General features: G+C 47.8%; 15 protein-coding genes, 1 tRNA gene and 1 pseudogene. 2 read left to right on the top strand and 15 right to left on the bottom strand.

What is annotated here, in order from left to right:
• Nucleotides 1-227: 227 nt before the first annotated feature.
• Complete coding sequence (locus ABIA61_RS13275; RefSeq protein WP_283655231.1) at nucleotides 228-1,466, top strand: NAD(P)/FAD-dependent oxidoreductase; 1,239 nt, start codon at nucleotides 228-230, stop codon at nucleotides 1,464-1,466.
• A 76-nt stretch (nucleotides 1,467-1,542) separates the two neighbouring features.
• On the opposite strand, the gene ABIA61_RS13270 is transcribed toward ABIA61_RS13275, so the two are convergent.
• The 4 genes from ABIA61_RS13270 to ABIA61_RS13255 all read right to left on the bottom strand — a co-directional run bounded on the left by ABIA61_RS13270 (nucleotide 1,543) and on the right by ABIA61_RS13255 (nucleotide 6,558).
• Nucleotides 1,543-2,796 carry an MFS transporter gene (locus tag ABIA61_RS13270; RefSeq protein ID WP_283655230.1) on the bottom strand — a complete coding sequence of 418 codons (1,254 nt, stop codon included), beginning with the start codon at nucleotides 2,794-2,796 and terminating at the stop codon, nucleotides 1,543-1,545.
• 115 nt (nucleotides 2,797-2,911) lie between these two features.
• The gene (locus ABIA61_RS13265; protein ID WP_283655229.1) at nucleotides 2,912-3,661 is read right to left on the bottom strand and encodes a hypothetical protein; all 750 of its coding nucleotides are present in this window, start codon (nucleotides 3,659-3,661) and stop codon (nucleotides 2,912-2,914) included.
• A 54-nt stretch (nucleotides 3,662-3,715) separates the two neighbouring features.
• Nucleotides 3,716-4,129: a DUF350 domain-containing protein gene (locus ABIA61_RS13260; protein WP_007429540.1), complete on the bottom strand. Its 414-nt coding sequence runs from the start codon at nucleotides 4,127-4,129 to the stop codon at nucleotides 3,716-3,718.
• Between the two features lie 59 nt (nucleotides 4,130-4,188).
• Nucleotides 4,189-6,558: an endonuclease MutS2 gene (locus ABIA61_RS13255; RefSeq protein WP_404520017.1), complete on the bottom strand. Its 2,370-nt coding sequence runs from the start codon at nucleotides 6,556-6,558 to the stop codon at nucleotides 4,189-4,191.
• Between the two features lie 152 nt (nucleotides 6,559-6,710).
• On the opposite strand from ABIA61_RS13255, the gene ABIA61_RS13250 reads away from it, so the two are divergent.
• A complete protein-coding gene (locus tag ABIA61_RS13250; RefSeq protein WP_044646656.1) occupies nucleotides 6,711-7,070 on the top strand; it encodes a phage holin family protein in 360 nt (119 codons plus the stop codon).
• A 156-nt stretch (nucleotides 7,071-7,226) separates the two neighbouring features.
• Here ABIA61_RS13250 and ABIA61_RS13245 read toward each other — a convergent pair whose 3' ends face one another.
• The 11 genes and pseudogenes from ABIA61_RS13245 to leuB form a co-directional block, all read right to left on the bottom strand.
• Nucleotides 7,227-9,251 (bottom strand): cell division protein ZapA, encoded by a 2,025-nt coding sequence (locus ABIA61_RS13245; protein WP_283655227.1) that lies wholly within the window; start codon nucleotides 9,249-9,251, stop codon nucleotides 7,227-7,229.
• Nucleotides 9,252-9,459: 208 nt separating this feature from the next.
• Complete coding sequence (pheT, locus tag ABIA61_RS13240; protein WP_283655226.1) at nucleotides 9,460-11,907, bottom strand: phenylalanine--tRNA ligase subunit beta; 2,448 nt, start codon at nucleotides 11,905-11,907, stop codon at nucleotides 9,460-9,462.
• A gap of 28 nt (nucleotides 11,908-11,935) precedes the next feature.
• On the bottom strand, nucleotides 11,936-12,967 hold the full coding sequence (gene pheS, locus ABIA61_RS13235; RefSeq protein WP_404520014.1) for a phenylalanine--tRNA ligase subunit alpha: 1,032 nt from the start codon (nucleotides 12,965-12,967) through the stop codon (nucleotides 11,936-11,938).
• Nucleotides 12,968-13,446: 479 nt separating this feature from the next.
• Nucleotides 13,447-15,288, bottom strand: a complete 1,842-nt coding sequence (gene abc-f, locus ABIA61_RS13230; RefSeq protein ID WP_404520012.1) for a ribosomal protection-like ABC-F family protein — start codon at nucleotides 15,286-15,288, stop codon at nucleotides 13,447-13,449.
• A 376-nt stretch (nucleotides 15,289-15,664) separates the two neighbouring features.
• Nucleotides 15,665-16,307, bottom strand: a pseudogene (locus ABIA61_RS13225) (pectate lyase family protein); the annotation flags it as partial.
• Nucleotides 16,308-16,506: 199 nt separating this feature from the next.
• Nucleotides 16,507-16,577 (bottom strand) — tRNA-Gly (locus ABIA61_RS13220).
• A gap of 107 nt (nucleotides 16,578-16,684) precedes the next feature.
• On the bottom strand, nucleotides 16,685-18,826 hold the full coding sequence (locus ABIA61_RS13215) for a putative bifunctional diguanylate cyclase/phosphodiesterase (RefSeq protein WP_404520010.1): 2,142 nt from the start codon (nucleotides 18,824-18,826) through the stop codon (nucleotides 16,685-16,687).
• Between the two features lie 340 nt (nucleotides 18,827-19,166).
• Nucleotides 19,167-20,270 carry an ATP-binding protein gene (locus ABIA61_RS13210; RefSeq protein WP_283655222.1) on the bottom strand — a complete coding sequence of 368 codons (1,104 nt, stop codon included), beginning with the start codon at nucleotides 20,268-20,270 and terminating at the stop codon, nucleotides 19,167-19,169.
• A 342-nt stretch (nucleotides 20,271-20,612) separates the two neighbouring features.
• On the bottom strand, nucleotides 20,613-21,029 hold the full coding sequence (locus ABIA61_RS13205; RefSeq protein WP_007429530.1) for a hypothetical protein: 417 nt from the start codon (nucleotides 21,027-21,029) through the stop codon (nucleotides 20,613-20,615).
• Nucleotides 21,030-21,294: 265 nt separating this feature from the next.
• A complete protein-coding gene (locus tag ABIA61_RS13200) occupies nucleotides 21,295-21,834 on the bottom strand; it encodes a peroxiredoxin (RefSeq protein ID WP_014280569.1) in 540 nt (179 codons plus the stop codon).
• Nucleotides 21,835-22,162: 328 nt separating this feature from the next.
• A complete protein-coding gene (gene leuB / locus ABIA61_RS13195) occupies nucleotides 22,163-23,239 on the bottom strand; it encodes a 3-isopropylmalate dehydrogenase (RefSeq protein ID WP_283655221.1) in 1,077 nt (358 codons plus the stop codon).
• Nucleotides 23,240-23,369 lie beyond the last annotated feature (130 nt).

The raw sequence follows: 23,369 nt of genomic DNA, 5'->3' as shown, positions 1-23,369 counted from the left end.
AGAATTCCATGGCAAAGGCGAACGCTGTCGCTTCTTCAGATTCAAATGAATCGCTTCGCTGCTTTTGGCGGAAACGCCCACCACTAAGGCGCGCCAAAGATTTCGATAAGACTCCCCTTTGGGGTGGGAAGTGAAGGGTATTAAAATATGAGAAGCCTGATGGCTTCTCGGAACTACTTTAAATAACTACACACACATTGGATATTGCTTATAGGGAGTGTTTTGTTATGGATTTGATTAGTGGGAATACGTATTGGCCTAGCACCCTGGAGCACAAACTGGATTTTCCTTCTTTAACAGAAGATTTGACTTGTGATGTGCTTATCGTCGGGGGTGGGATGGGTGGGTCAATCTGTGCCCGACTGCTGGGAGAACGACAGGTGGATACAGTGGTCATTGACAAGCGTAAGCTGGCGCACGGAAGTTCTTCGGCCAATACCGGATTGCTGCAATATAGCAATGATAAGACGCTGACTTCTTTTATCAACACTTTTGGCGAAGCTAATGGGGTGCTGTTTTATCGGATGTGCAAGGATGCTCTGGATCAGTTGGAAAAGCTGGCCAGCACAGTGGACATCGACCCGTCCTTTATCCGGCGCAGCAGCCTATATTATGCGAGTACGCCGGAGGATGTGTCGGTGCTCCAAAACGAGTTCGAACAGCTAATCCGCTTTGGATTCCCAGTGGAATATTGGGATGAGCAACAGGTGGCTGCACGTTTTCCTTTTCGAAAACCGGCTGCGCTGTATACACATGAAGATGCAGAGGTAAATCCGTTTCGTTTTGCACAGGGACTCCTGCAATCTGCCAGCCGTCTTGGTGTACACTTATATGAGCATACCGAAGCGAAGCATTTTGAATTTGGTGACAATGAGGTCGTTTGTCATACCAGCGGTGGAACCATTCGGGCGAAAAAGGTTATTTTTGCGGCAGGCTATGAAACGCAGGAAATTAAAAAGGATCGTGGAGCCATACTGGAAAGCTCTTATGCGATTGCTACCCAGCCGGTTGGAGATTCAGCCATGTGGCATGAGCAATGTCTAATCTGGGAAACCGCCCGTCCTTATCTGTATATACGCTCCACTACGGATGGACGCGTGATTATCGGGGGGCTGGATGAGCCTGTACTCGACCCGAGACAGCGTGAAGTCAGGCTGCTGCACCAACAGAAAAAGCTGCTGCAAGCATTACAGAAGCATTTTCCCGATATACCCTTCAAGATTGATTACGCGTGGGCAGCCGTCTTTGGCTCCTCCCATGATGGCTTACCGTATATTGGCCCGCACCCGCGCTTTCCGAACTGCTACTTTTTGGAGGGCTACGGGGGAAACGGCACAGTCACCAGCATGATGGCTGCACAGCTGTTGGCTGATGAACTGACGGGCACACACCGACCTGAGATAGAGTTTTTTTCACTAACACGTACCACCAAGCCTTCACCCGAAATAACGGAGCCGCTGGCTTAATAAATACGAAACACGAAAGAGCCTCCCATTCCCATTTTCGTGGGTTTGGAGGCTCTTTTTGAATATATATTTTAAGCTACTCGGTTTGCCTGTGCCAGCGTCGTGCCTTGGAATGAGACTTGTTCTGCTTCGTTGTTTGCTCCTTCTTTAGCACATTGCGCATAAATACCCATCCCGCCACGGGCATTAACGCAAGCCCAATCAACAGCCAGATCATGGCTATAGGTGCCTTGCTCATACTCAACACACCCAGAAAGATAAGCATTCCGGTCAATCGACCTACCATCAAACACAACTCGCGCAGTACGACCAGTTCCACCCTCTGATTAACATCCTCTTCGCTCACGCCCATCAGGTCAAAGCTCGCAGAAATCATCGGGATTAAATATAACGGCAAAAACAAGGCGGTCCCGATGCCCATAATCAACAGCATGCTATACTCCATACGCCACAGTAACGGCAAAAGTACAATCACCAGCAGCACGGCCCCCAACAGCATGCCAACCGAGCGATATTGTGGTTTGAGCCATTTGCCGACAGCCCAAAAGCTGAAAAATGAAACTGCGGATGTAATAAGTGAAAACTGCGCCAGCTTCCACTCCTGCTGAGTAGCGACATACACAAGCAGCGTAATCAGAAATGCAAAAACTCCTTCACGAATACCCTGTGTAACAAGCGACAACGACAATGGCCGCCACATACTTCCTTTTTGCGACAAACGTTGCTTGGACTCCTGCCAATTGTAACTTCCTGTCGTCTTACGCTTGTGAAGAAAGAAACTCAGCACTACCCCTACCACATAAAGTGCCAGAGAGATACTAAATATCACGCGATATCCCGCATCATCCTCCATACGGGCAATAATCCAGCCGGACAGCAAGGGACCGACAATACCTGAAAACGAACCCAGCAGACCGACCCAGCCATTAAAATGATCCCGGCTTCCCTGATCTGTGACTTCGAAAAAAATCACATTAAAAGCCAGCCAAAACAAACCCAACGCTGCACCCAATAGCATCCCTAAAGGCCATATGTAGTTTACAGCCTGCGATCCCGTATATAAAACCACCAGATAAAATAACCCGGACAATGCGGTCCCTACGCGCAGAGCATTCATTTTGTTATGCTCCTTGACCCATTTTCCAGCTACCCAAACCATGATTCCCAGCGCAATTTGCTGGCTGACATTAAACCAGCCAATCATCGCGTAATCCTGCCTGCTTTTCCACAGATATACGTTAAGAAAAGTACCTGACAGAGCTGCCGCAAACACAAACAATCCATTCAGGCTTAGCAGCAGAATGGATTGTCCGTTCAGGTTTGATTTCAATGTAGTTCCCCCTAACCGAAAATCACCATTCAGCTCCTTTTATCTCAGCTTGCTTCAGAGCTTCTTCGGTTTAAGATGCCCGAGTTCAACTTGGGCTTATCCGGGGGAATATAATTTAATTGTTGGAAATACCACTCAGCTTCTCTAACAAGCGCAATCGGTCATCCTCTGACAACGTCTGCTGAACATGGAAGCAGCTTGGACATACATATACATTTAAGACAAACGGCAAATCCAGAACAGGTCTGCCAAGCGCAGGAGACATCGACGGTACAAAGCCTTCTCCGGTCACGGTTTGCGAACCTGCATGCAGCATGTATTCACCGCATTGGGAACATTCGAGAACCTCATCTTGTCTGTCGAGTATTTGTTCAGCGCCTTGTTCATAAGCCATCAGATCCGCACCGCTTTCTTCGAATTTTTGCAGGGTATGCAGCACAGGCAGCTTGTGAAGCTCGTTGTCCTGTAACAGTGGAGCGTCAGCCGGCTTTTCAACTACGGCTTCATCCTCTGCTTCATATAAAATATCCTGCTCATCATCATCCCCAAGCTGAATGCTTAACGTACGATAGCCCTTTAGGTCTTCCTTCACAGGGGAAAGCGCTGCTTGACCCACAGAGGTCGCATCATCATGGCTATGGTCGTGGTCATGTGCAAGAGTATGCATGTGTTCACTTTCTCCATGTCGGTGCTCATCCGTATGCCCATCAACATGTGCAGAATCAGACTCCGTTTCATCTTCATCATCGGTGATATCCGAATACCCTTTCAGGTCATTATGGCAATAAGGGCACTCTTCTTCAGGTCCCAATTCTTCATCCCAAATAATTTCCATGTTACACCATGGACAAATAGTCATTTCCAAGCTTCATCATCCTTCCGTTCCAAGCGTATACCAAGCTCTAGTATACAGGATGTGTCAAGTTACACTGGCACCAATCACATAAGATAACGATATCGAGATAATCATGGAGAACAAGCCGACAGCGCGGTTGTCCTCCTTAATTTCCTGATCGATTGAAAATACCGGTGTCAGAAACTCAAACAGAAAGTACGCCGCAAGCAGTAGTAAAAAGCCAACGAACGACCAAATCATCGTATCGTACACGCTGGATTTGGCCTCCATCGCAAAGCGGAGCACGTTGCAAATGCCAAACATTTTCCCGCCCGTAGCCATCGCTACCGAAATATTGCCGCGTTTGATCTCTTCCCAGCATTTATACCGGGTTACCAGCTCAAAGCAAGACAAAAATACAATCAGCTCCAGCACCGCCACCGAGAAATAGCCCAGCATCATTCCTAACGGATGTGACAGCAATTCATCAATCGCCATCTTCACTTTGTCCCTCCCGTTCTACAAAGCGTTCCCGGCCGGAGCCAGTAACCCGTAGCTCATTCCAATTCAGCAACCGTCACGCCTGTGCCGCCTTCATTGTAATTTCCGATACGGTAGCTTTTCACATGCTTATGCTTGCGAAGGTACTCCTGAATACCGGTCCGAAGAACCCCTGTACCTTTGCCATGAATAATGTGTACCTGCCCCAGATTGGCCAGAAATGCTTCATCCATGAAGCGATCTACCTCCATCAGTGCTTCCTCTACGTTCGCACCACGCAGATCAAGCTCGTTTCGCACATTATCATCCCGTGTTCGCTTAATGCCGGTTACCGGTTTCTGGGCTCTAGGTGTAGTTGTTTGGGCGGGTTGCAGCAGCTGCAGATCGTCCAGACTGACCTTCATTTTCATGATGCCCAACTGCACCACGGCTTCCTTGCTGCCAGACAGTTCCACCACATGACCTTTTTTATTCAGGCTGTGAACGGATACCTCATCACCCGCTACGATAGAGCGAGTACGTGTAGCCGCCGGGCGCTTGACTGCGCTTTTCATACGCTGTTTCGGTTCCGCTTCATCCAGCTCTTTGCGGGCTGCAATCAGCCTATGTTCCTTAACAGAAGCTCCTTCTTCCTGAGCCAACTTACGCAGATCAGCAATGATTATCTCCGCTTCACTGCGAGCTTTGTCCACGAGACTTCTCGCTTCGTCCGCAGCTTTCTCCAGCAAACGCTCCCGCTGTGCTTCCAGCTTTTCCAGTTCATTCTGGTGACGGGTGCGCAGTTCTTCCATTTCACCTCGCAATTGTTCCGCCTTTTCCCGCTCTTGCTCGGCTGTCAAACGGTTCTGTTCCAGTGACGCAATCATGTGCTCTACGCGCTGATCTTCTTCCGTCACCTCACCACGTGCATAATCCAAAATACGGCCCGGCAATCCCAAGCGCTCAGCAATGGCAAAAGCGTTACTTCGACCGGGTACACCTACAAGAAGACGGTATGTCGGGCTTAATGTAGCAACATCGAACTCCATGCTCGCATTAATGATTCCTTTGCGCTCATAGGCATAGGCCTTCAATTCACTGTAGTGAGTCGTCGCAACCATACGGCAACCCAAAGCATGCATATGCTCCAGAATGGATACAGCCAAAGCCGAGCCTTCCGCAGGATCGGTTCCTGCACCTACCTCATCAAGCAACACAAGGCTTTTCGGCGTCATATTTTTCAGAATGCTGATAATATTGGTCATATGACTGGAAAAAGTACTCAAGTTTTGCTCAATACTTTGCTCGTCACCAATATCTGCATAGATGGCATCAAATACGCACAATTGGCTTTCGTCCTCTACAGGCACAAAAAGTCCAGACATCGCCATCAGACTAAGCAAGCCGATGGTTTTCAGCGTTACGGTTTTCCCCCCAGTATTCGGTCCGGTTACGATAATGGAAGTGTACGAATTGCCCAGCTCCACATCAATCGGAACGACCTGCTCCAACGGAATAAGAGGGTGTCTGCCTTTTTTCAGCTTCAAGTAACCACGATCATTCATCAATGGCAAGGTTGCCTTCATCTCACGAGCAAGACGCGCTTTGGCAAAAATAAAATCAAGCGTCCCCAAAACATCTACATCATATAGCAGCATATCCGCTTGTTCTGCGACAAGTGCAGTCAGCTTTTGTAAAATCACTTCTATTTCGCGTTCTTCTCTCAACCGTGTTTCCCGCAGCTTGTTGTTCATGGCCACGATGGATTCAGGCTCGATAAACAGCGTTGCCCCGGACCCGGATTGATCATGCACAATTCCGCCAAAATAAGAACGATACTCGGCTTTAACCGGAATTACAAAACGGTCTCCACGGATCGTAATCAACTGATCCTGAAGCATTTTGGATACGGTGGAGGAACGAATCATGGAATCCAGCTTTTCCCGAATACGCACTTCACCCGAGCGCAGCTCTCTGCGGATCTGTGAAAGCTCTGTACTGGCAGAATCCAGCACCTCTGCATTTTCGTCGATACAGCCTTTAATCGAGTTTTCCAGACCTCTCTGTTCTGAAAGCTGTTCACTCCAATACAGCAGTGTTTCCACTGGATTTTCCTCATGCAAGCTTGCCACGTACACCTGTACACGGCGTGCTGCCTGGACTGTTGTCCGAATGCCAAGCAGCTCTTGCGGACTCAGTGTTCCGCCGATACGTGCGCGCTTGACCGCTGGAGTAATATCCACAACTCCGTTAAAAGAGGGTACTCCTTTAAGTCGATCGGCAGCATAGGCCTCATCCGTGCCTTTCAGCAATTTCTTGATATGTTCCAAATCATCGCTGGGCTGTAGCCGCTGGGCTGTCTGCTGACCAATCGCCGTTTGAGCATAGTGACTTAGTTTATTTAAAATTTTTTGATATTCTAGGGTTTTGAAAATTTTAGAGTCCAACTTCACTACTCCTTTCACTTATATCTATATTATAACGAAGTCCGCGCACTTACGCTATTTGCCAACTCCGTTTTACACATAAGAAAGCCCTTCATGCCACACAATAACCTTTGTATAACCCTGTACATTCAAAAAACAAAGGAGGTTATTCCGTGAGCATTCTCGGGCACATTGTGCGTTTCATCGTCGCCGCTTTGGTTCTGATGGTCGTAAGCTGGATCGTTCCCGGCTTTAGTGTAGGCGGCTTTTGGAGCGCGCTGATCCTTGCCATTGTCATTGCCTTGATCGGTTACATCATTGAGGCTATGTTTGGCCGACGCGTTTCACCATTCGGACGCGGTATCGTAGGCTTCCTGGTGAGCGCTCTGGTTATCTGGATCGCTCAATATATCGTAACCAGTGTCAGTGTTTCCTTTTTGGGCGCATTGCTCGCTGCATTGGTTATCGGGATTATCGACCTGTTCATTCCGGTATCTACACCGTTTGAAGCTGGCCGCAAGAGCGAGAAATAATTTGGGGTCACATTCCCGACAAGGCTGTTCCACAGCAGATTTCTTCTGCCGCTGGACAGCCTTTTGTCATCCAAGAACCGAATAGGATACAGCATACAAATAATCCCCGGCGATAAGCAGCCGGGGATTGCATTACATTGCATTTATAATCCGTATCTACTGATCCTGTTCAATTAATTCAATCCACTCATTGTACTCGGATTGAAGCTTGGTATATTCTTCTTGCAATTGACGTAATTCCGTCGATATCTTCTCCGTATTTTCCCGATCCACATCCTGTTGAACCTGTAAAAGACGAAGCTGATGAGCCGCCAGCTCATACTTCTGACCGACTTCCTCCAGCTCGGACTGTAAAGCCATCCGTTCCTGATCTACAGATTGCTGTTCAGCCTTCGCCGCCTCGGCAGCTTCAACGGCCAGACGAATTTCCTCTTGAAGCTGTTCCTTTTGTTCAACAGTTACGGCTATTTCTCGTTCCCACGAGGCGAATTCTTTCTTACGGGCAGCATCTTCGGCTTCCAAACGTTCCGCTTCGGCCTTCAACTGCTCATATTTAAGCTGCCATTCCAGTGATTCTTCTTCGGCGCGCTCCAGTTCCCTCCGCCGTTCGCTATCTTCACGCTGGAGCTGCTTGATATTCTGTCCCAGTTGCTCTGCCCGGCTCTTCATGCTTCCATACTGCTCCTGAAGCGTTTTGTAAGCCTTTGTTCCCTCTTGCTCACGCAGGATTGCCTTCTCCAGCTCATCCTGAGCGCGAATCAGCTCAGGTGAAAGTTCCTTGATTCTCGCTTCCAACTGCAACAGACGTTGCTGCTGTGCAGCAAATTTATGGTTTACAGCTTCAACCTCAGCCACGGCATGCTGTAATTGCTCCTGTACAGTATCCTTCTGTTCACGTACTTCCAATATCGAAAGCTCCAGCTCATCTACTGCGAGCTGGCGTTCCTCTGCAAGCTTCTTCCAAGATTTCTCGCTTTCGCCCAGTGTGGCCAACTCACTTTGCAGTTTGCGGGAGGACACATGCGCCTGCTCCAGCAACTTCTGCATCCGGCGCTGTTCTTCCTCCAGCTTGGCCGCTTGCTGCTGCGTTGCCTTGGCTTCCGCTGCCAATTCATCGTAACGGCTTTGCAGCTCTTCACGCGCAAGCGTATCCGCCTGCTCGCGTTCTGTCGCAGCCTGTCGCTGCGTTTCTAGCATAGACTCCAGCTCGGACTGCTGTTGCTTCAATGCTGCAACCTGCTCTTGCGCCTCTCCCAGACGGGAAGACAGCTCTGTACTACCTGCTTGTACCTGCTCCAATTGCTCTTGAAGCTCCTCGATCCGAATTTCCTGCTCCAGTGCAGCTTCCTCGGCCCGTTTCTCCGCTTCCTGATGCTGGAGCTTTTCTTCATTCAACGCCAGTTCCGCCTGTTTACGCTCCTGCTCCAACTGCTCCTTTAGCCCGGACCACTTGCCCTGCCATTCGGTGACCTTCCGGCTATGCTCCTGCTGCAAAGCAGAACGCAGCTTGTCCAGCTCTGTACGCTGACGCTCCTGATGAGCCTTTTCCGCAGCCGACAGCTTGGCTTCCGCCTGCTTGACCGCTTCGGCCAGCTCCTTCTTGGTTTGCTCCTCCATCTGGCGGATACGGGCATTTGCCGCCTCCTGCTGCTCTTTCAGCTTACGGGAAGCTTCCTGACGGGACTCCTCCAATTGACGTTCAGCCTGCTTTTGTCCATTTTCGAGTTCTGCCGCTTTTTTCTCCTGCTGTTCCAGCTTCGCCTTTAATTCGGCAATTTCCCTGGCTGATGTGGATTCGGTCTCCTTCCATTTTTTCAGAACCGTTTCCTTCTCTTCCTTCAATTGGGCAAAAGACTGCTGCATATCCGTATTTTTTTGCTGCTGTTCTCCAAGAGCCGTCTGGAGTTGAGCCAGTTCGCCCCGAAGCTCCGCCCGCTCCCCGGCCAACCGGTTCATATGGCTCTGAATTTCCTGAATTTGTACAGCTTCTTCTGCCATATGAACCGCAGCCAGTACGGCAATTCGGGGCATATCAAGACGCGAATGAGCCTGAGAAATGCTATGCATGCGCTCATCCACGTAATTGGCAACCTGCTTCATATAATCGGTATTACTGCCGACGAGTTTATAAGAAGTACCGTAGATCTCTACAGTGACGCGAGTACGATCTGGTGTAGTCACAATTAAGCCCTCCTTCAATACTACTGTATGTTGATTCTAAGTTGTGTCCGGTACTATGGTAACCCGCCCTTCGTGAAGCGTTCAACCCCATTAGTCCGGCTTCCCCGCAGCGGGTGAATATCAGAGTAGAGAGCTTCAATGATGATAGGCCAAAAAGCCGTATCGAACCTCTGTCACTAAGATTCGATACGGCTCCCCGCATTTCCTGCTACTTTCTCAATTCCGCTCCAAAAGTTTGTTCCAGAGACGTAACGACAGGAATATGTGCCGCATTAATCTCTTCATCCGTCAACGTATGCTCCCAGTGACGGTAGGTCAGGGAGATAGCTACGCTCTTCTTGTCTTCGCCAAGCTTGCTGCCTGTAAATACATCAAACACCCGTGCATCCTGCAATAGCTCTCCGCCAGCCGCATGAATCACACGCAGCAGTTCGCCTGCTTCTACGTCCTTATCCACCACGAGGGCAATGTCGCGTTCCACGGACGGGAAGCGAGCCAGCTCTCTGAACTGAATGTGACTGTTGGCGTGTTCGATCACCTGTTGCAACGCAATTTCCGCTACATACGTATCATTCAGCCCATAAGACTGTTGCAGCTCCGGATGGATCTGCCCGATGGTGCCGATTCGTTGGGAGGTTCCATTCACATCCAGCCATACGGAGGCAGAACGTCCCGGATGATAGCTTTGCGGCTGGTCAGCCACATAACGGATGCTTGCACCCAATCCGAAATAGTCAAATACCGTTTCCAGCGCGCCTTTAATATCAAAGAAATCAACCTTCTCAGCACCGATATTCCATTGTTTTTCACGGCGTACGCCAGTCAGCAGCAGACTGAGCACTTGAATTTCCTGCGGCTGGCGGGTCAACGTTTGTTCCCCGGTATAAAATACAGTTCCTATTTCGAAAATCGCCAGATTTTCCTGCTTCCGGTTCATGTTATACACTGCTGTATCCAGCATTTGCGGAATAATACTCGTACGCAGCACACTGCGGTCTTCGCTCATAGGCATCGCCAAACGTACAGGATGGCTTCCCTCTGTCAGCGCATTAAACAAACCTGCACTTTCCGGATGCACAAACGAGTAACTGATCGTCTCTTGCCAGCCGCCATGGGCCAGCAATTTACGCAGCGAACGGCGCAGTGATTGCGATGCCGTCAAAGCACCTGGCGTCGTTGGTCCTTCAATCGGCGTCGTCGGAATATTGTCATAGCCATACAGACGGGCCACCTCTTCAATCAAATCCACATCCATGGAAATATCTCCGCGCCGTGTAGGCACTTCCACTTCCAACACACCTTGCTCCACGTCACCGCATCCGAAATGAAGCTTGCCGAAAATCGTCTTCACCTCAAGCAGCGACAATTCTGTTCCCAAATACCGGTTCACTTTATCCAGCGACAACTTGATAATCCGGCTTTCGGCCTTCGCAGAAACAGCTTCCACGATGCCTTGATGCACAGTGCCTCCTGCATAACGCTGAATCAGCGCAGCCGCACGGTTCACCGCAGGTACAACAGCACCCGGATCAACCTCTTTTTCAAAACGCAGGCTTGCTTCGGAACGAAGTCCAAGCTGACGGGACGTTTTGCGAACCGTACCGCCGTCAAACTTCGCGGATTCCAGCGCAATGCTGACCGTCGTATCCGTAACTTCGGAATTCGCTCCGCCCATCACCCCTGCCAACGCAATTGGCTTTACGCCGTCTGTAATCAGCAGCATATGCGGCTCCAGCTTCCGCTCCTGATCGTCCAGCGTAACCAATGCTTCGCCTGCACGAGCGAGACGCACTTCAATGTTGCCACTTTCCAGCTTATCCGCATCAAAAGCATGCAACGGCTGACCGTATTCCAGCATGACATAGTTCGTAATATCCACGATGTTGTTGATCGGACGAACTCCCGCCGCCATCAGGCGGTTTTGAATCCACAGTGGAGAGGCCCCCACTTTCACACCCGTGATATAGCGAGCCGCATAGTGCGTACACAGTTCAGGTATATCCACCTTTACCGACAGATGATCTGCCGCCACATCGCTGATTTCCACCAAATCCTTAGCCGGGTCAGCCAGCGAAATGTCACGCCCCAGAATCGCGCTCACTTCATAAGCCGCTCCATGCATACTCAAGCAATCCGAACGGTTTGGTGTCAGATCAAAATCCAGCACCTGATCATCCAGCGCCAGCAGCTTCGTAATCGGCGTACCGATTTCAGCATCCTCAGGCAGCACCAGAATACCTTCCTGCAACTCTTTGGGCAACAGCTTGTCATTCATACCCAGTTCCTTAGCCGAGCAGATCATGCCCATGGATACGACACCGCGCAGCTTGGCCTTTTTAATCTGAAAATCTCCCGGCAGCTTCGCGCCCACGACGGCAACAGGAACCTTTTGCCCTGCATCCACATTTTTGGCGCCACACACGATTTGCAGATCTTCCTCTTGTCCCGCATCGACGATACACACATTCAGCTTATCCGCATCAGGGTGCTTTTCCTTGCTTTTGACATAGCCGACCACGACGCCAGTAATCCCTTTGTTGCGATGTTCGACCTCATCAATTTCAATGCCCGAACGGGTGATTTTCTCTGCCAGATCCTCCGCGCTCACCTGATCCAGCGATACATACTCGGATAGCCAATCGAATGATACTTTCATATGGGTTCACTTCCCTTCATATAGTTGTTTATTGACGCGCAAACTGCTTCAAGAATGACAGGTCGCTGTTATAAAAATGACGAATATCGTCAATTCCGTATTTCAAAATGGCAATCCGTTCTACACCCATACCGAATGCAAAGCCGCTATATACCTCGGGATCAAAACCGCCCATTTCCAGCACTTTCGGATGCACCATGCCACAGCCCAAAATTTCGATCCATACGCGCTCGCCATTTTTCTTTACAAAAGTCACGTCCACCTCGGCACTCGGCTCTGTAAACGGAAAGAAGCTTGGACGCAGACGGATTTCGGTCGATTCCCCGAACATTTCGCGTGCGAATTGCAGCAAGGTTCCTTTCAGATCACTCATGCGAATGTCTTTTCCAATCACAAGCCCTTCAATTTGGTGGAATTGGAAAGAATGCGTAGCATCGTCATCATCACGTCGGAAAACCGTACCCGGACAAATGACCTTAATCGGCGTTTCGCCCTTCATCGCCTCCATTGCGCGAATCTGAACGGGTGACGTATGGGTACGCATCAACAGATCCTCGGTCAGATAAAACGAATCCTGCATATCCCGCGCCGGGTGATTTTTAGGCAGGTTCAACGCTTCAAAGTTATAATAATCCGTCTCAGCCTGTGGACCTTCTGCAACCCGGTAGCCCATACCTGTAAAAATATCCTCGATCTGCTCAATTACTTTGTTGAGTGGATGCAATCCACCTTGCGGCATTGTGCGTCCAGGTAGTGTAACGTCGATCTTTTCCGCTTGCAGACGCTCATTCGTCTCCGCTTTCGTGAACTCATCCTGTTTACGGTTGACGACTTCTTCAATCGCCTCGCGCACTTCATTGGCTACTTGTCCGACAACTGGACGTTCTTCCGCGCTCAGCTTGCCCATACCGCGCAAAATTTCAGTCAGCGCACCCTTTTTACCCGAATATTTGACCCGCAGATCAGCTAGCTCTTTGGGCGTTGCCACCTTCTCCAATACTTCCAATGCTTCTTCCTTCAAGGCCAGCAAATGTTCCTTCATTTGGATGGTTTCGCTCATCGCCTGTTCAGTCCCCTTTCTTCATATCCAGTTTTTCAGACAACAAAAAAAGGTCCTTTCTCCCGGTAAGGGACGAAAAGACCGTGGTACCACCCTCGTTAGACAATCCTGCTCAGCCCACCCCGCGCTTTGCCTTTCAACAATATCTGCCTCTCGGCAACACAGGTGTTTATCCATGCTATGCAATCATGATCTCGCTCTGCACGTTGTAACGGTCGTGAACCGGTATCCCCTACTTGCCCACTTGCCATCTACAGATGGCATACGAGGTTCAAGGAACTGCTCCGGAGCGAACTTCAACAGCCCTGTTCTGCAGAAACGCTCTCAATCCTACGGCGCTTCCTCCCTGTTCAATCGGACACTGCCTACTCTTCTCCATCAAGACATTTTCAAATTTCGAACTATTGTCCATTATTATATGCAAACCCTAGCGCTTTGGCAAGCCGGGCACACGGTTTTACCCATTCTGACGCAGCCGTTTAATCCGACTGATCCAGTTTGGCACGAATACGCCTGATTTCTGACAGCAGTTCCTCATTTTCATCGTCCGGCCCCGCCGTACCCATCAGCTCCGTAAGACGCAACTGTAATCGCAGACGCTCCTCACGCTGTTCCTGATCCTCTGGTTCCTGTTGACGGTTCCGCTGTTCTTCCTGCTTTTCGTCGGCTATCCCTTCATAGATTTCATAGGTGCCTCCAGGCTGCATATCAAGCAAACGGGTTGCCGTCCGTCGCACCAGCTCCCGGTCATGTGAGACAAGAACCAGCGCCCCATCGTAACTGCGCAAAGACTCCTCCACGATTTCACGGGTTTCAATGTCAAAATAATTGGTTGGCTCATCCAGCACCAGCAGGTTGGCTCCACTAAAGTACAAACGTAGAAAGGCCACTCTGCATTTCTCACCCATACTGAGCGTCCCGATCCTCTTGAACACATCTTCTCTGGCAAAAAGAAAGCATCCCAGCACCGTTCTCGCTTCCGTCTGCGTCATGGTGGGGAGCGCAAGCAAGCTGTCCAGCAATGTCTGATCCTTTGGAAGCTGCTCCAGCTCCTGTGAGAAATATCCGATTTTTAGCTGTGGATTCGCTGTGATCTTTCCCTTATACGGCTCCAACTGTCCTGTTAACAGTCGCAGCAGCGTTGTTTTGCCAATTCCATTCGAACCCCGAACAGCCAGACGATCGCCACGAGCAATGTTCAGGTTGAGATCCTGCACAATGGTATTATGGTCGTCGTAGCTAAAATAGACATGCTCGGCACGCAGCAAATATTTGGCTTGAAATCTGCTGTCACTTAATTTCATATGCAGAGACGCGGCTTCACGCGGCTGCTCAACCCGATTGGCCTCCAGCCGTTCCAACTCCTTCTCCTTCGCATGATAACGGGAAATATTTTTATTAGCCTTGGCCTTATAAAAGCTTTGCGTAACGGCCATTTCCACATTGGAAGCTGCCCGGTGCGCCTGATGGAACCATTCCCGGTAACTTCGGATCGTCTCCTCCAACGCCTGCCGTGCCAGCTCCTGCTTCCGGTAGTTGGCTTCCTGCTCCCGCAGCTCCCTTTCCTTTTGCTCCTTATATTCCGTATAGCCGCCCTTATAGCGCCGAATGCCCGTTGACGTCAGCTCGCAAATACCTGTAGCTACTCGATCCAAAAAGGCTCTGTCATGCGATACAAACAACAACGTCCCATGATATGTGGACAGCCACTGCTCCAGCCAGAGCAAACTTTCGGCATCCAGATGGTTGGTCGGTTCATCCAGCACCAGCAGCTTCGGCTGTCTGACCATCAATCCGGCTAACCGTACTCTGGTCTTCTGCCCTCCGCTCAGGTCACCATAGGAAATAGGCCACGTCTCAGCAGGCATCCCCATCCGGGTCAGCGCCTTTTCCACTTCGGACTCCCACGCAAAACCTTGCAGCCGCTCGTACTCATCCATCAGCTCGCCGTATTGCTCCAGCCGACGCTCTGCTTCCTCTCCCCTATGGGCAATTTCAGCCTCCAGTTGCTTCAGCGTCGTCTTCACTCGCCAATGCTCAGGACTGGCCTGCTGTGCCGCCTCCAGTGCAGTTCGCGCGGATTGAATGGTATCCTGCTGCTTCATCCAGCCCCGCTCCTCCAGCGGCAATTCATGCTCTAACTTACCTGAAGTCGGCGCCTCGTCGCCCAACAGTATCCGCAATAGCGTCGTTTTGCCTGCTCCATTTCTTCCGAACAGGGCGAGCCGCTCCCCCTCCGTCACATCCATGGACACATTCTCAAACAAAGACGTCCCGTTCCAATCCTTTATGACATCTCGAATACGCAAAATGGTTCTCATATGGTAATCATCCTTTCCCTGTCCGGTTTTCATCACCGGAAGCAATAAAAAAAGCCGCAGAAGGCTACGGCTTGCTTACAAGGAATATAGAATGACTGCTATGAATCGTTTCAGAACATACGTTTATAAGAAAGAGAACCGTAAACGGAAAAAAGCATAATCCCGTTCCGGAGCAAACGTATACGTCCCAAACCTCATTTTCAGACACACTTCTCCCGTTGCAGCATACAGCCGCCTGCCACTAACTGTGCAGTTTGTGGGGAAAATCAGTGTGCTTACTTCATCGGACGTATCGTTACCTTCCTTTTCACGGAATACTTGCTTGCAGCCAGTATAGCAGATCAGAAAATATTTGCAAATCCGTTGTACATCAAAATTATTTTCCGAATACAAGAGTTGTATTGGACGAGCCTGCATATTTAGTTACAAATTCCTTGGTATATTCAGGAGTTTGAACTTGATAACTGTAGTTCTTGCTCGGATTCCAGTTGGTCACCCGCGACTTTTGGTTGATAATGGCTGGAAAGCTGCCGACGTCTTTAAATTCTCCATTTGCTTTATCGTCCAGAATGCCGCCCTTTTCGCTACCTTTTCCAAAATAGTTGTACTCCGAATAGATCTGCATTCGTAGCTATCCTGTAGGCCAACTGAAAATTATTGATGTAATTATTTTTAACATGGAAATATCCATATCTCATAAGCCCAGGACCGCGAACTTGCAAATTTTCAAAATAATTATTGGAGATAGTGATATAAGGTAAAGCTGAATATCATCATTATCGTTAATGTGGCGCTATGTTCAAAAGTCAAGTTTTGAAAGATCACAATACCGGAATTAGCCGTTGTTTTCAAATGAATATTAACCAGTTGTTCTGCGCGTATGAACCGATAAGCGATTTGTTGGCACCAATATTGACAACGGTTTTAGAGGAGGCAAAAATATTTTTTTCAATCACCAGGATTTTGGGAGTTGAATCCCCTAACTGGTTTTTCAAATCGTTGAGATTGTTGATATAGATATTTTTGTATAATAGTGTAAAAAAACAGTTCGTAAGAACGCAAACAAGCCGGTACACCCGATTGGCATCCCGGCTAACTATATGTAATCCAACTGCCCCTTGATCTGCTCCTATTTTAAAAAGGAGTCTGTCGTACGTCGAGCTATGGGCAAAACAAAAACCCTTGTAGGGCAAGGGTTTCAAGCATTTTATACAGCAAAGCGGGTGATGGGAATCGAACCCACGCTATCAGCTTGGAAGGCTGAAGTTCTACCATTGAACTACACCCGCACTTTAAAATATCTTAATTCTTATGAATGACATATTCGAACTGTTGTCAACCAGCAGAATCAGGATGTTATCTAGTATAACTTACCTGCCTGTAAATTGCAAGCAAACTACATACCATCCTGAACCAGCCAATTCATAGGTTTGCGCAAAAACAGGTTTTCAAAGGATTCTGCCGGAATGGGCCGACTGAAATAATAGCCTTGTCCCTCATGGCAATCCTGAGCCTGTAAAAATTGGAGTTGGCCCTCATTTTCCACTCCTTCAGCCGTAACCTTCAGCTTCAAATGGTGGGCCATGGAGGCAATGGTCGACACAATAGCCGCATTTTTGCTGTCCACCAGTACCTCATTGACAAAGGAACGGTCAATTTTAAGTCGGTCAATCGGAAGATTTTTCAAATAATGCAACGAACTATAGCCTGTTCCAAAATCGTCGATACTGATTGCAACGCCAATGGCCTTTATGTTTTTCAGTTGCTCAAAGGCCAGATCCTTATCAAAAGTCATACTCTCTGTAATCTCCAGCTCCAGGTAGCACGGCTCCAGTTCCGTGTAGGTCAAAATGCCCCGTATCACATCCACGAGCTTTTTTTGCTGAAATTGGCGCATGGATAAATTCACTGATATCGGGATCGGCTGGTACCCTGCCTTCTGCCAACTCTTGTTTTGCAGGCAAGCTTCCCGCAGCACCCATTCCCCCAAAGGCACGATCAGACCACTTTCTTCGGCCACCGGAATAAAATCTCCCGGCATCACCATTCCGCGATGAGGATGATTCCAGCGCACCAGTGCCTCCAAGCTCGTCAGTTCACCGCTTTGTAAATGAACACGCGGTTGATACACCAGTGAAAATTCCTCATTTTCAAGCGCACGCCGCAAATCATTTTCCAATTGGAGCCTTTCCTGCGCACGCATCTGCATGACACTGGTATACCGCTGAAAATTCACCCCCTGCTCCTTGGCATTATGGACAGCGGTATCCGCATGCTGAATGAGCTGCTCACCCTGAGTGGCATCCAGAGGATATAAAGCTATCCCCATACTCACCATCACATGATAGTACTCACCATTAATATCAAAAGGCTGCTCAAACAACTTTACCATATCATCAATACGATTCTTCATGGCATCTATATCCTGGTAGCCTGTGAGAAGAAACGCAAACTCATCTCTGCCCATACTGAAAACATCCTCGCCTTCACGGCAAAAATGCTCCAAGCGTTCTCCCACCGCATACAGCAAATAATTCCCTGCCATATGCCCCAACGAATCGTTAATGGTTTTGAATCGGTCAATATTCAATATTAAAAGAGCTGCCGTCTCATCGGGTTTTAATGGATTACGCAGAGATTGCTCCAGACGTTGTGAAAGACGCCGACGATTCGGTAGCCCTGTGATATCATCATAATAGGCTATGTAATTAAATTCAGATTCTGCCGCCTTCTTTTCCAGGTATGGAACAAGGACCATGAGCCGAACCAAGCCGCTTAGCAGATCATAAAACGCAATAGCATTCATCAAAAGTCCCATAAGCTGATTTATATCACTCATTTGCCGGGAGGACAAATAAAACAACTGGCTCACGATACATAGCCCAATCCCGCGAAGCATAAGCAACATACCAAATTCCGATGGAAGATATTTAAAATATTTTCGTGCGCCCAAAATAAAATTGGATACAAGCAGAAACAGGATAACCCAGTTCAACATCCATCCCAGATTGTCCAGTTCATGTCTTATACGAAGATCCGGTAAGTACGGTCCGTAGATCTGAATAGTCCCAAGGATCAGCAAAGTAAAACTTATACCTGTCCATAAAGCGGTTTTCTTGTGTCCTGATTTGGCTTTTCTAAAGGGGAAGGAGCAAATGACTATAAGCATAATGGAGGTAAAGACACGGTTCACATAAAGAATCCATAGCGAAATACCCGGAGACAAAACAAAATCTGTCAGGCTAATAAAACTAAACGAGACGATATGAATAAGGTAAAGAAGACCAGTCACCAGAAATGTGGGCGCGATGAGAAGTCTCTGCCAGGATAAGTGCTCCAGCAAAACCGACCAAGATTGATAAAAAATAGAGAAACAGATCGCCGCACAGACGAATCCAGCAATGGGATATAGCAAGAAAAAAACATTATAGGAGTATAGCTTATTCAAAGTTACATGAAATAACTGAACCAGGACAAACAGAACTAGCGCAGCAATGCCGATGCCTATCGTTTTCTTTACTTCCAGCCGTGTACTCATTCAGCCTCTTCAGCCCCCTGCATATCGGAAATTCCGATCATCTAAGACGTTTGACAGCTTTGGAAGCCGTTTTTTAAGTCTTTAGTATCAAAAATAAATATGGATTATGGTACATAATAACATTTAATCTGTGAAAGGTGAATCATTTTTTTGTCTTATATTCATTATTTCATTTTCGTATTTACGCAAATAAATAAGCTTCCAGAACCAAAAAAGCGCATCATCTCTTCAGATAATGCGCTCTATCCGGTCTTTTTCAAATGAGTGATACCTATGCCCCAGTTCTGTACAACACAAAAGAATCAGTACCTACTACATCCCTTGTGAAAGTCCCAGAACACTAAACTACAGGAAGCGTGATTTTAAACTGTGTCCCCTTTCCATGTGTACTGTCTACATGAATAAAGCCCCCGTGATTTTTGATGATCCGATAGCTCACTGCCAGTCCCAAGCCGGTACCACTTTCTTTCGTTGTAAAAAATGGATCAAATAAACGTGATAATGTATTGTGATCCATTCCCAAACCGTTATCTTCAATGCAAATATGGACATACGAGCCTTCCAGCACTGTATGGATATCAATGCATCCCTTACGGTCCTCTCTGATACCTTCGATGGCATCCATTGCATTTTTGATCATATTGAGAATGACCTGCTTAATCTGCTTTACATCAATCGAAACCTTCATGATCGTACTATTTTCATCCAGTGCAATTTGACAACCCTTCATCAGCGCCTCGCTTTCGGTCAGCATCACAACCTCTTTCAGCAGACCCATCACAGGTACGGCTGTTTTTTGCGGAGCTGAAGGCTTGGACGAATTCAGAAACTCATAAATAATGTCGTTCGCACGATCTATCTCTGTCAATATTATACGAGCATACTCATCTCTTCCCAGCTCCACCAGATGCGGCCGCAGTAATTGAATAAAGCCCCGAATAGCGGTAAGCGGGTTACGGATTTCATGAGCAATCGAGGCGGAAATGCGGCCTAACATCGCGAGCTTGTCATTTTGATACGCCGTCTGCTCAATTTGCTTATAATCCGACACATCCTTGACACTGAACAAAAAATCGCCATCCATCTGATCCCCGTAGGTCACCGTAATCAACCAATGCCGACTATATTCATCAATTAGCTCATGATAGCGCTTTCTATGAAAGATGGTCTCTTTGTATATCCGCATAATTTTCTTCTTCTTAAATCGGCTTAACTCGGGATGATGCAAAATTTGCATCAAGTTGCGGCCTGCCAGCGAACTACGCGGCAGTTCCAGCAGTTTGGCCATTTGCACGTTAATAAAGGTCAGTACACCGTCACTGTCAAACAGCATGATACCACTATCCAGGTTCTCCAGAACATTTTCATACTTGTTATTGGCGATCTGAGTGGAAGGACAAGCTCCCACGGTATCAAGCAAGGCTTCTTGGAATTCACTGATCATGCCAGGCTTCCCCCTTGTTTCGGAATGATAAACTGGCCGTATCGGACGCTTAACATTTTTTGAAGAAGAGAAAGACATCATCTATCGACTACCCTTCAACGGTTAGAAAACAGATTCAGAAAATCCTGGTCATCTCTTTCCAATTGAGAGTCTAATTTTATGATAGACAAGACTTAGGATTCCAGTCAATCGGAAAAAGTGTCGAATTCACATTTTTATCCTGTTTTCTTTCGTCATAATATCTGCGCAACATTACCAAAAACGAAATAATAAGTTAGGAATAAGCATCCTACACACCAAAGAAGCTCTCTAGGTGTGAGAGCTTCTTTGGTGTGTAGGATGTCAACTGCCGCTCTTATTATGCTGAAGCCGAGAGCGTCTCTGGCTCATAACAGCCAGTCTTCTCTTGAGCTCTCCCTGCCATTTTTCATCGTTCATCTGTTTTGCTACCATCAATAAATCCAGAGACATGTCAATTTGACGCTTCACAATTTCAAACGCATCTTCACTCTCTCGATTCACACAATTCTCAAATATCGTATCATCATCTTCCATGACGTAGTCCTGAAAATCAATCTCGCTTGCCCCGTCTCCATGTGCATACTCCGCCAAAATTTCATACTCATTCTCGACTTTATAATGGACCTCAATGCGACGACATACTGGGCAAAACAGCAAAGGAACATTATGAACTTGGGTGCGGTAATGCTTCAGCGTTCCCTTGGTTCCTACCATGCTTGCTCCACAGCAATAACTCATCCGGGCTCAGCCTCCTCTGAACAAAACCTGTTCCGCCTTGTTTATCCTCTATGTTACCTTATTCGCTTTCACCAGTCGAAATTCCTCCAAAACACAGTAACATTTCCACAATTATTTCTTATTTCACCCTATACTGTTCACTTCAAACACACATAATTATAAAATCTTTTCCTGCATAACATAGGCAAGCAAGCCCCCAATGTCGGTAAAAAACCGCTTGTTGGGGGCTTGCAAGTTTAATGCTCAACTTCTTCTGAAGTTTGTATTACAGGTTCTTGTCGCCTGGTTTCCAGTTCATTGCGCACAAGCCGCCAGATTGCAAAGCTTGCAGTACACGCAATGTTTCTTCTACACTACGACCTACGTCGTTGTGGTTAACCACTTGATATTTCAATTCGCCTTCAGGATCAATGATGAACAAACCGCGCAATGCAACTCCTTCTTCTTCGATCAGAACGCCATAATCGCTTGCTGTTTTTTTCGTGATATCAGAAGCCAACGGGAAGTTCAGTTTGCCCAATCCATTGTTTTCTTTTGCTGTGTTGATCCATGCTTTGTGGCTGTGTACGGAGTCTACACTGATACCCAGAATTTCAGTATCCAGCTCTTTAAATTGGTCAGCAGCATCGCTCAATGCTGTGATTTCTGTTGGGCACACAAAAGTGAAATCCAGTGGATAGAAGAAGAACACGAGCCATTTGCCACGGTAATCGGAAAGCTTCACCGAACCAAATTCTTGACCGTCCCCAGTCACTGTTTCCAATGCAAAATCAGGTGCGGGTCTTCCTACCAATCTTTCTGCCATAATATGAAATCCTCCTTTTAAAATATGTAAGGATTTTGAAAACTCCTCATGTAAGAAAAACATCAAATGTGTTTTCCTCAATCATCTGTATTGTATTAAAACAACCTACTTGATAAATGTTATCATTCGCAGAAATCAAAGTCAATATTGTAACCATTACTTTTTTAGAATTATTTTAAACTAGGTTTTGAAAATTCACAATTTATACACATTCACCAGGTTGTACACTTCCGGATATAACAGCAGCCCCTGATGGCTCAGGAGCTGCTGTATCATCATGCACTTGCTGTATAATCAGCTACCTTGTTTTAAGGAAGCCTCTAAGCTTTTATCGAATAGCCGCTGCGATCAGATCGCCCATTCGAGTTGTCGAGATGGCCTTGGATTTATCCACCGCGATATCGGCTGTGCGATGTCCGGCATCCAGTACCTCAGCTACCGCCTTCTCAATGGCATCAGCAGCTTTCTCATATCCGAAGGTCATACGGAACATTAAAGCAACGGACAGGATGGTTGCAATCGGGTTGGCCAGTCCTTGACCCGCAATGTCCGGTGCCGAGCCGTGGACCGGCTCGTACAGACCGAAGCTGCCTTCCCCGAGAGAAGCGGAGGACAGCATACCGATGGACCCGGTCAGCATAGCCGCTTCGTCACTAAGGATATCGCCGAACATATTTTCCGTCACGATGACGTCAAAGCTGGACGGCCGACGCAGCAATTGCATTGCGCAGTTATCAACCAGCACATGCTCCAGTTCAACATCCGGATAGTCTACTGCGACCCGGTTAACCACTTCACGCCACAAACGGGAAGTTTCCAGCACGTTGGCCTTGTCCACCGATGCGAGCTTTTTGCGACGCTTTTGTGCAATCTCGAAAGATTGGCGAACAATGCGCTCCACTTCCATTACATTATATGCACATGTATCGACAGCTTCCTCACCCTGCGGGCTTTCACGTCTGAACTTCTCACCGAAGTAGATGCCGCCCGTCAGCTCGCGCACAACGATCAGATCCGTTCCTTCCAGCACTTCAGGTTTCAGTGTCGATGCGTCCTTGAGACAGTCGAAGACGACAGCCGGACGAAGATTCGAGAACAGTCCCAGCTCTTTGCGTATACCCAGCAATCCTGTTTCAGGGCGAAGCTCCTTCGGATTGTTATCCCACTTGGGACCACCTACGGCTCCCAACAGTACGGCATCTGCAGATTGGCAGACAGCCAGCGTTTCTTGCGGCAATGGTGTACCCTTCTCATCAATGGCAATTCCACCGAACAGTGCATGCTCCGTTTCAAATGAATGGCCAAACACTTCCTCCGTACGCTTCAAAATTTTCTCTGCCTCAGCGACCACTTCCGGTCCAATTCCGTCCCCGGCTATTACCGCAATCTTTTTCACGTCTGCCATCACGTACACTCCTCTTGTTTTACAGCCTTACGGGCGTATTATTCATACCTTCTTTGTAACATACATGACAGGGCTTTGACCAAGATATAGAATCTATCAATTTAATAGGATTAGCCTATAAGCTGAAAAG

Origin of the sequence: Paenibacillus sp. RC21 (assembly GCF_044907935.1) — a bacterium.
Classification (GTDB): domain Bacteria; phylum Bacillota; class Bacilli; order Paenibacillales; family Paenibacillaceae; genus Paenibacillus; species Paenibacillus terrae_A.
This window is presented reverse-complemented; position numbering and strand designations above follow the sequence as displayed.

Excerpts from the sequence above, each read along its gene's own strand:
- ABIA61_RS13275 (WP_283655231.1), top strand. The coding sequence starts at position 228 with ATGGATTTGATTAGTGGGAATACGTATTGGCCTAGCACCCTGGAGCAC.
- ABIA61_RS13260 (WP_007429540.1), bottom strand. The coding sequence starts at position 4,129 with ATGGCGATTGATGAATTGCTGTCACATCCGTTAGGAATGATGCTGGGC.
- pheT (WP_283655226.1), bottom strand. The coding sequence starts at position 11,907 with ATGAAAGTATCATTCGATTGGCTATCCGAGTATGTATCGCTGGATCAG.
- pheS (WP_404520014.1), bottom strand. The coding sequence starts at position 12,967 with ATGAGCGAAACCATCCAAATGAAGGAACATTTGCTGGCCTTGAAGGAA.
- abc-f (WP_404520012.1), bottom strand. The coding sequence starts at position 15,288 with ATGAGAACCATTTTGCGTATTCGAGATGTCATAAAGGATTGGAACGGG.
- ABIA61_RS13215 (WP_404520010.1), bottom strand. The coding sequence starts at position 18,826 with ATGAGTACACGGCTGGAAGTAAAGAAAACGATAGGCATCGGCATTGCT.
- ABIA61_RS13210 (WP_283655222.1), bottom strand. The coding sequence starts at position 20,270 with ATGATCAGTGAATTCCAAGAAGCCTTGCTTGATACCGTGGGAGCTTGT.
- ABIA61_RS13205 (WP_007429530.1), bottom strand. The coding sequence starts at position 21,029 with ATGAGTTATTGCTGTGGAGCAAGCATGGTAGGAACCAAGGGAACGCTG.
- ABIA61_RS13200 (WP_014280569.1), bottom strand. The coding sequence starts at position 21,834 with ATGGCAGAAAGATTGGTAGGAAGACCCGCACCTGATTTTGCATTGGAA.
- leuB (WP_283655221.1), bottom strand. The coding sequence starts at position 23,239 with ATGGCAGACGTGAAAAAGATTGCGGTAATAGCCGGGGACGGAATTGGA.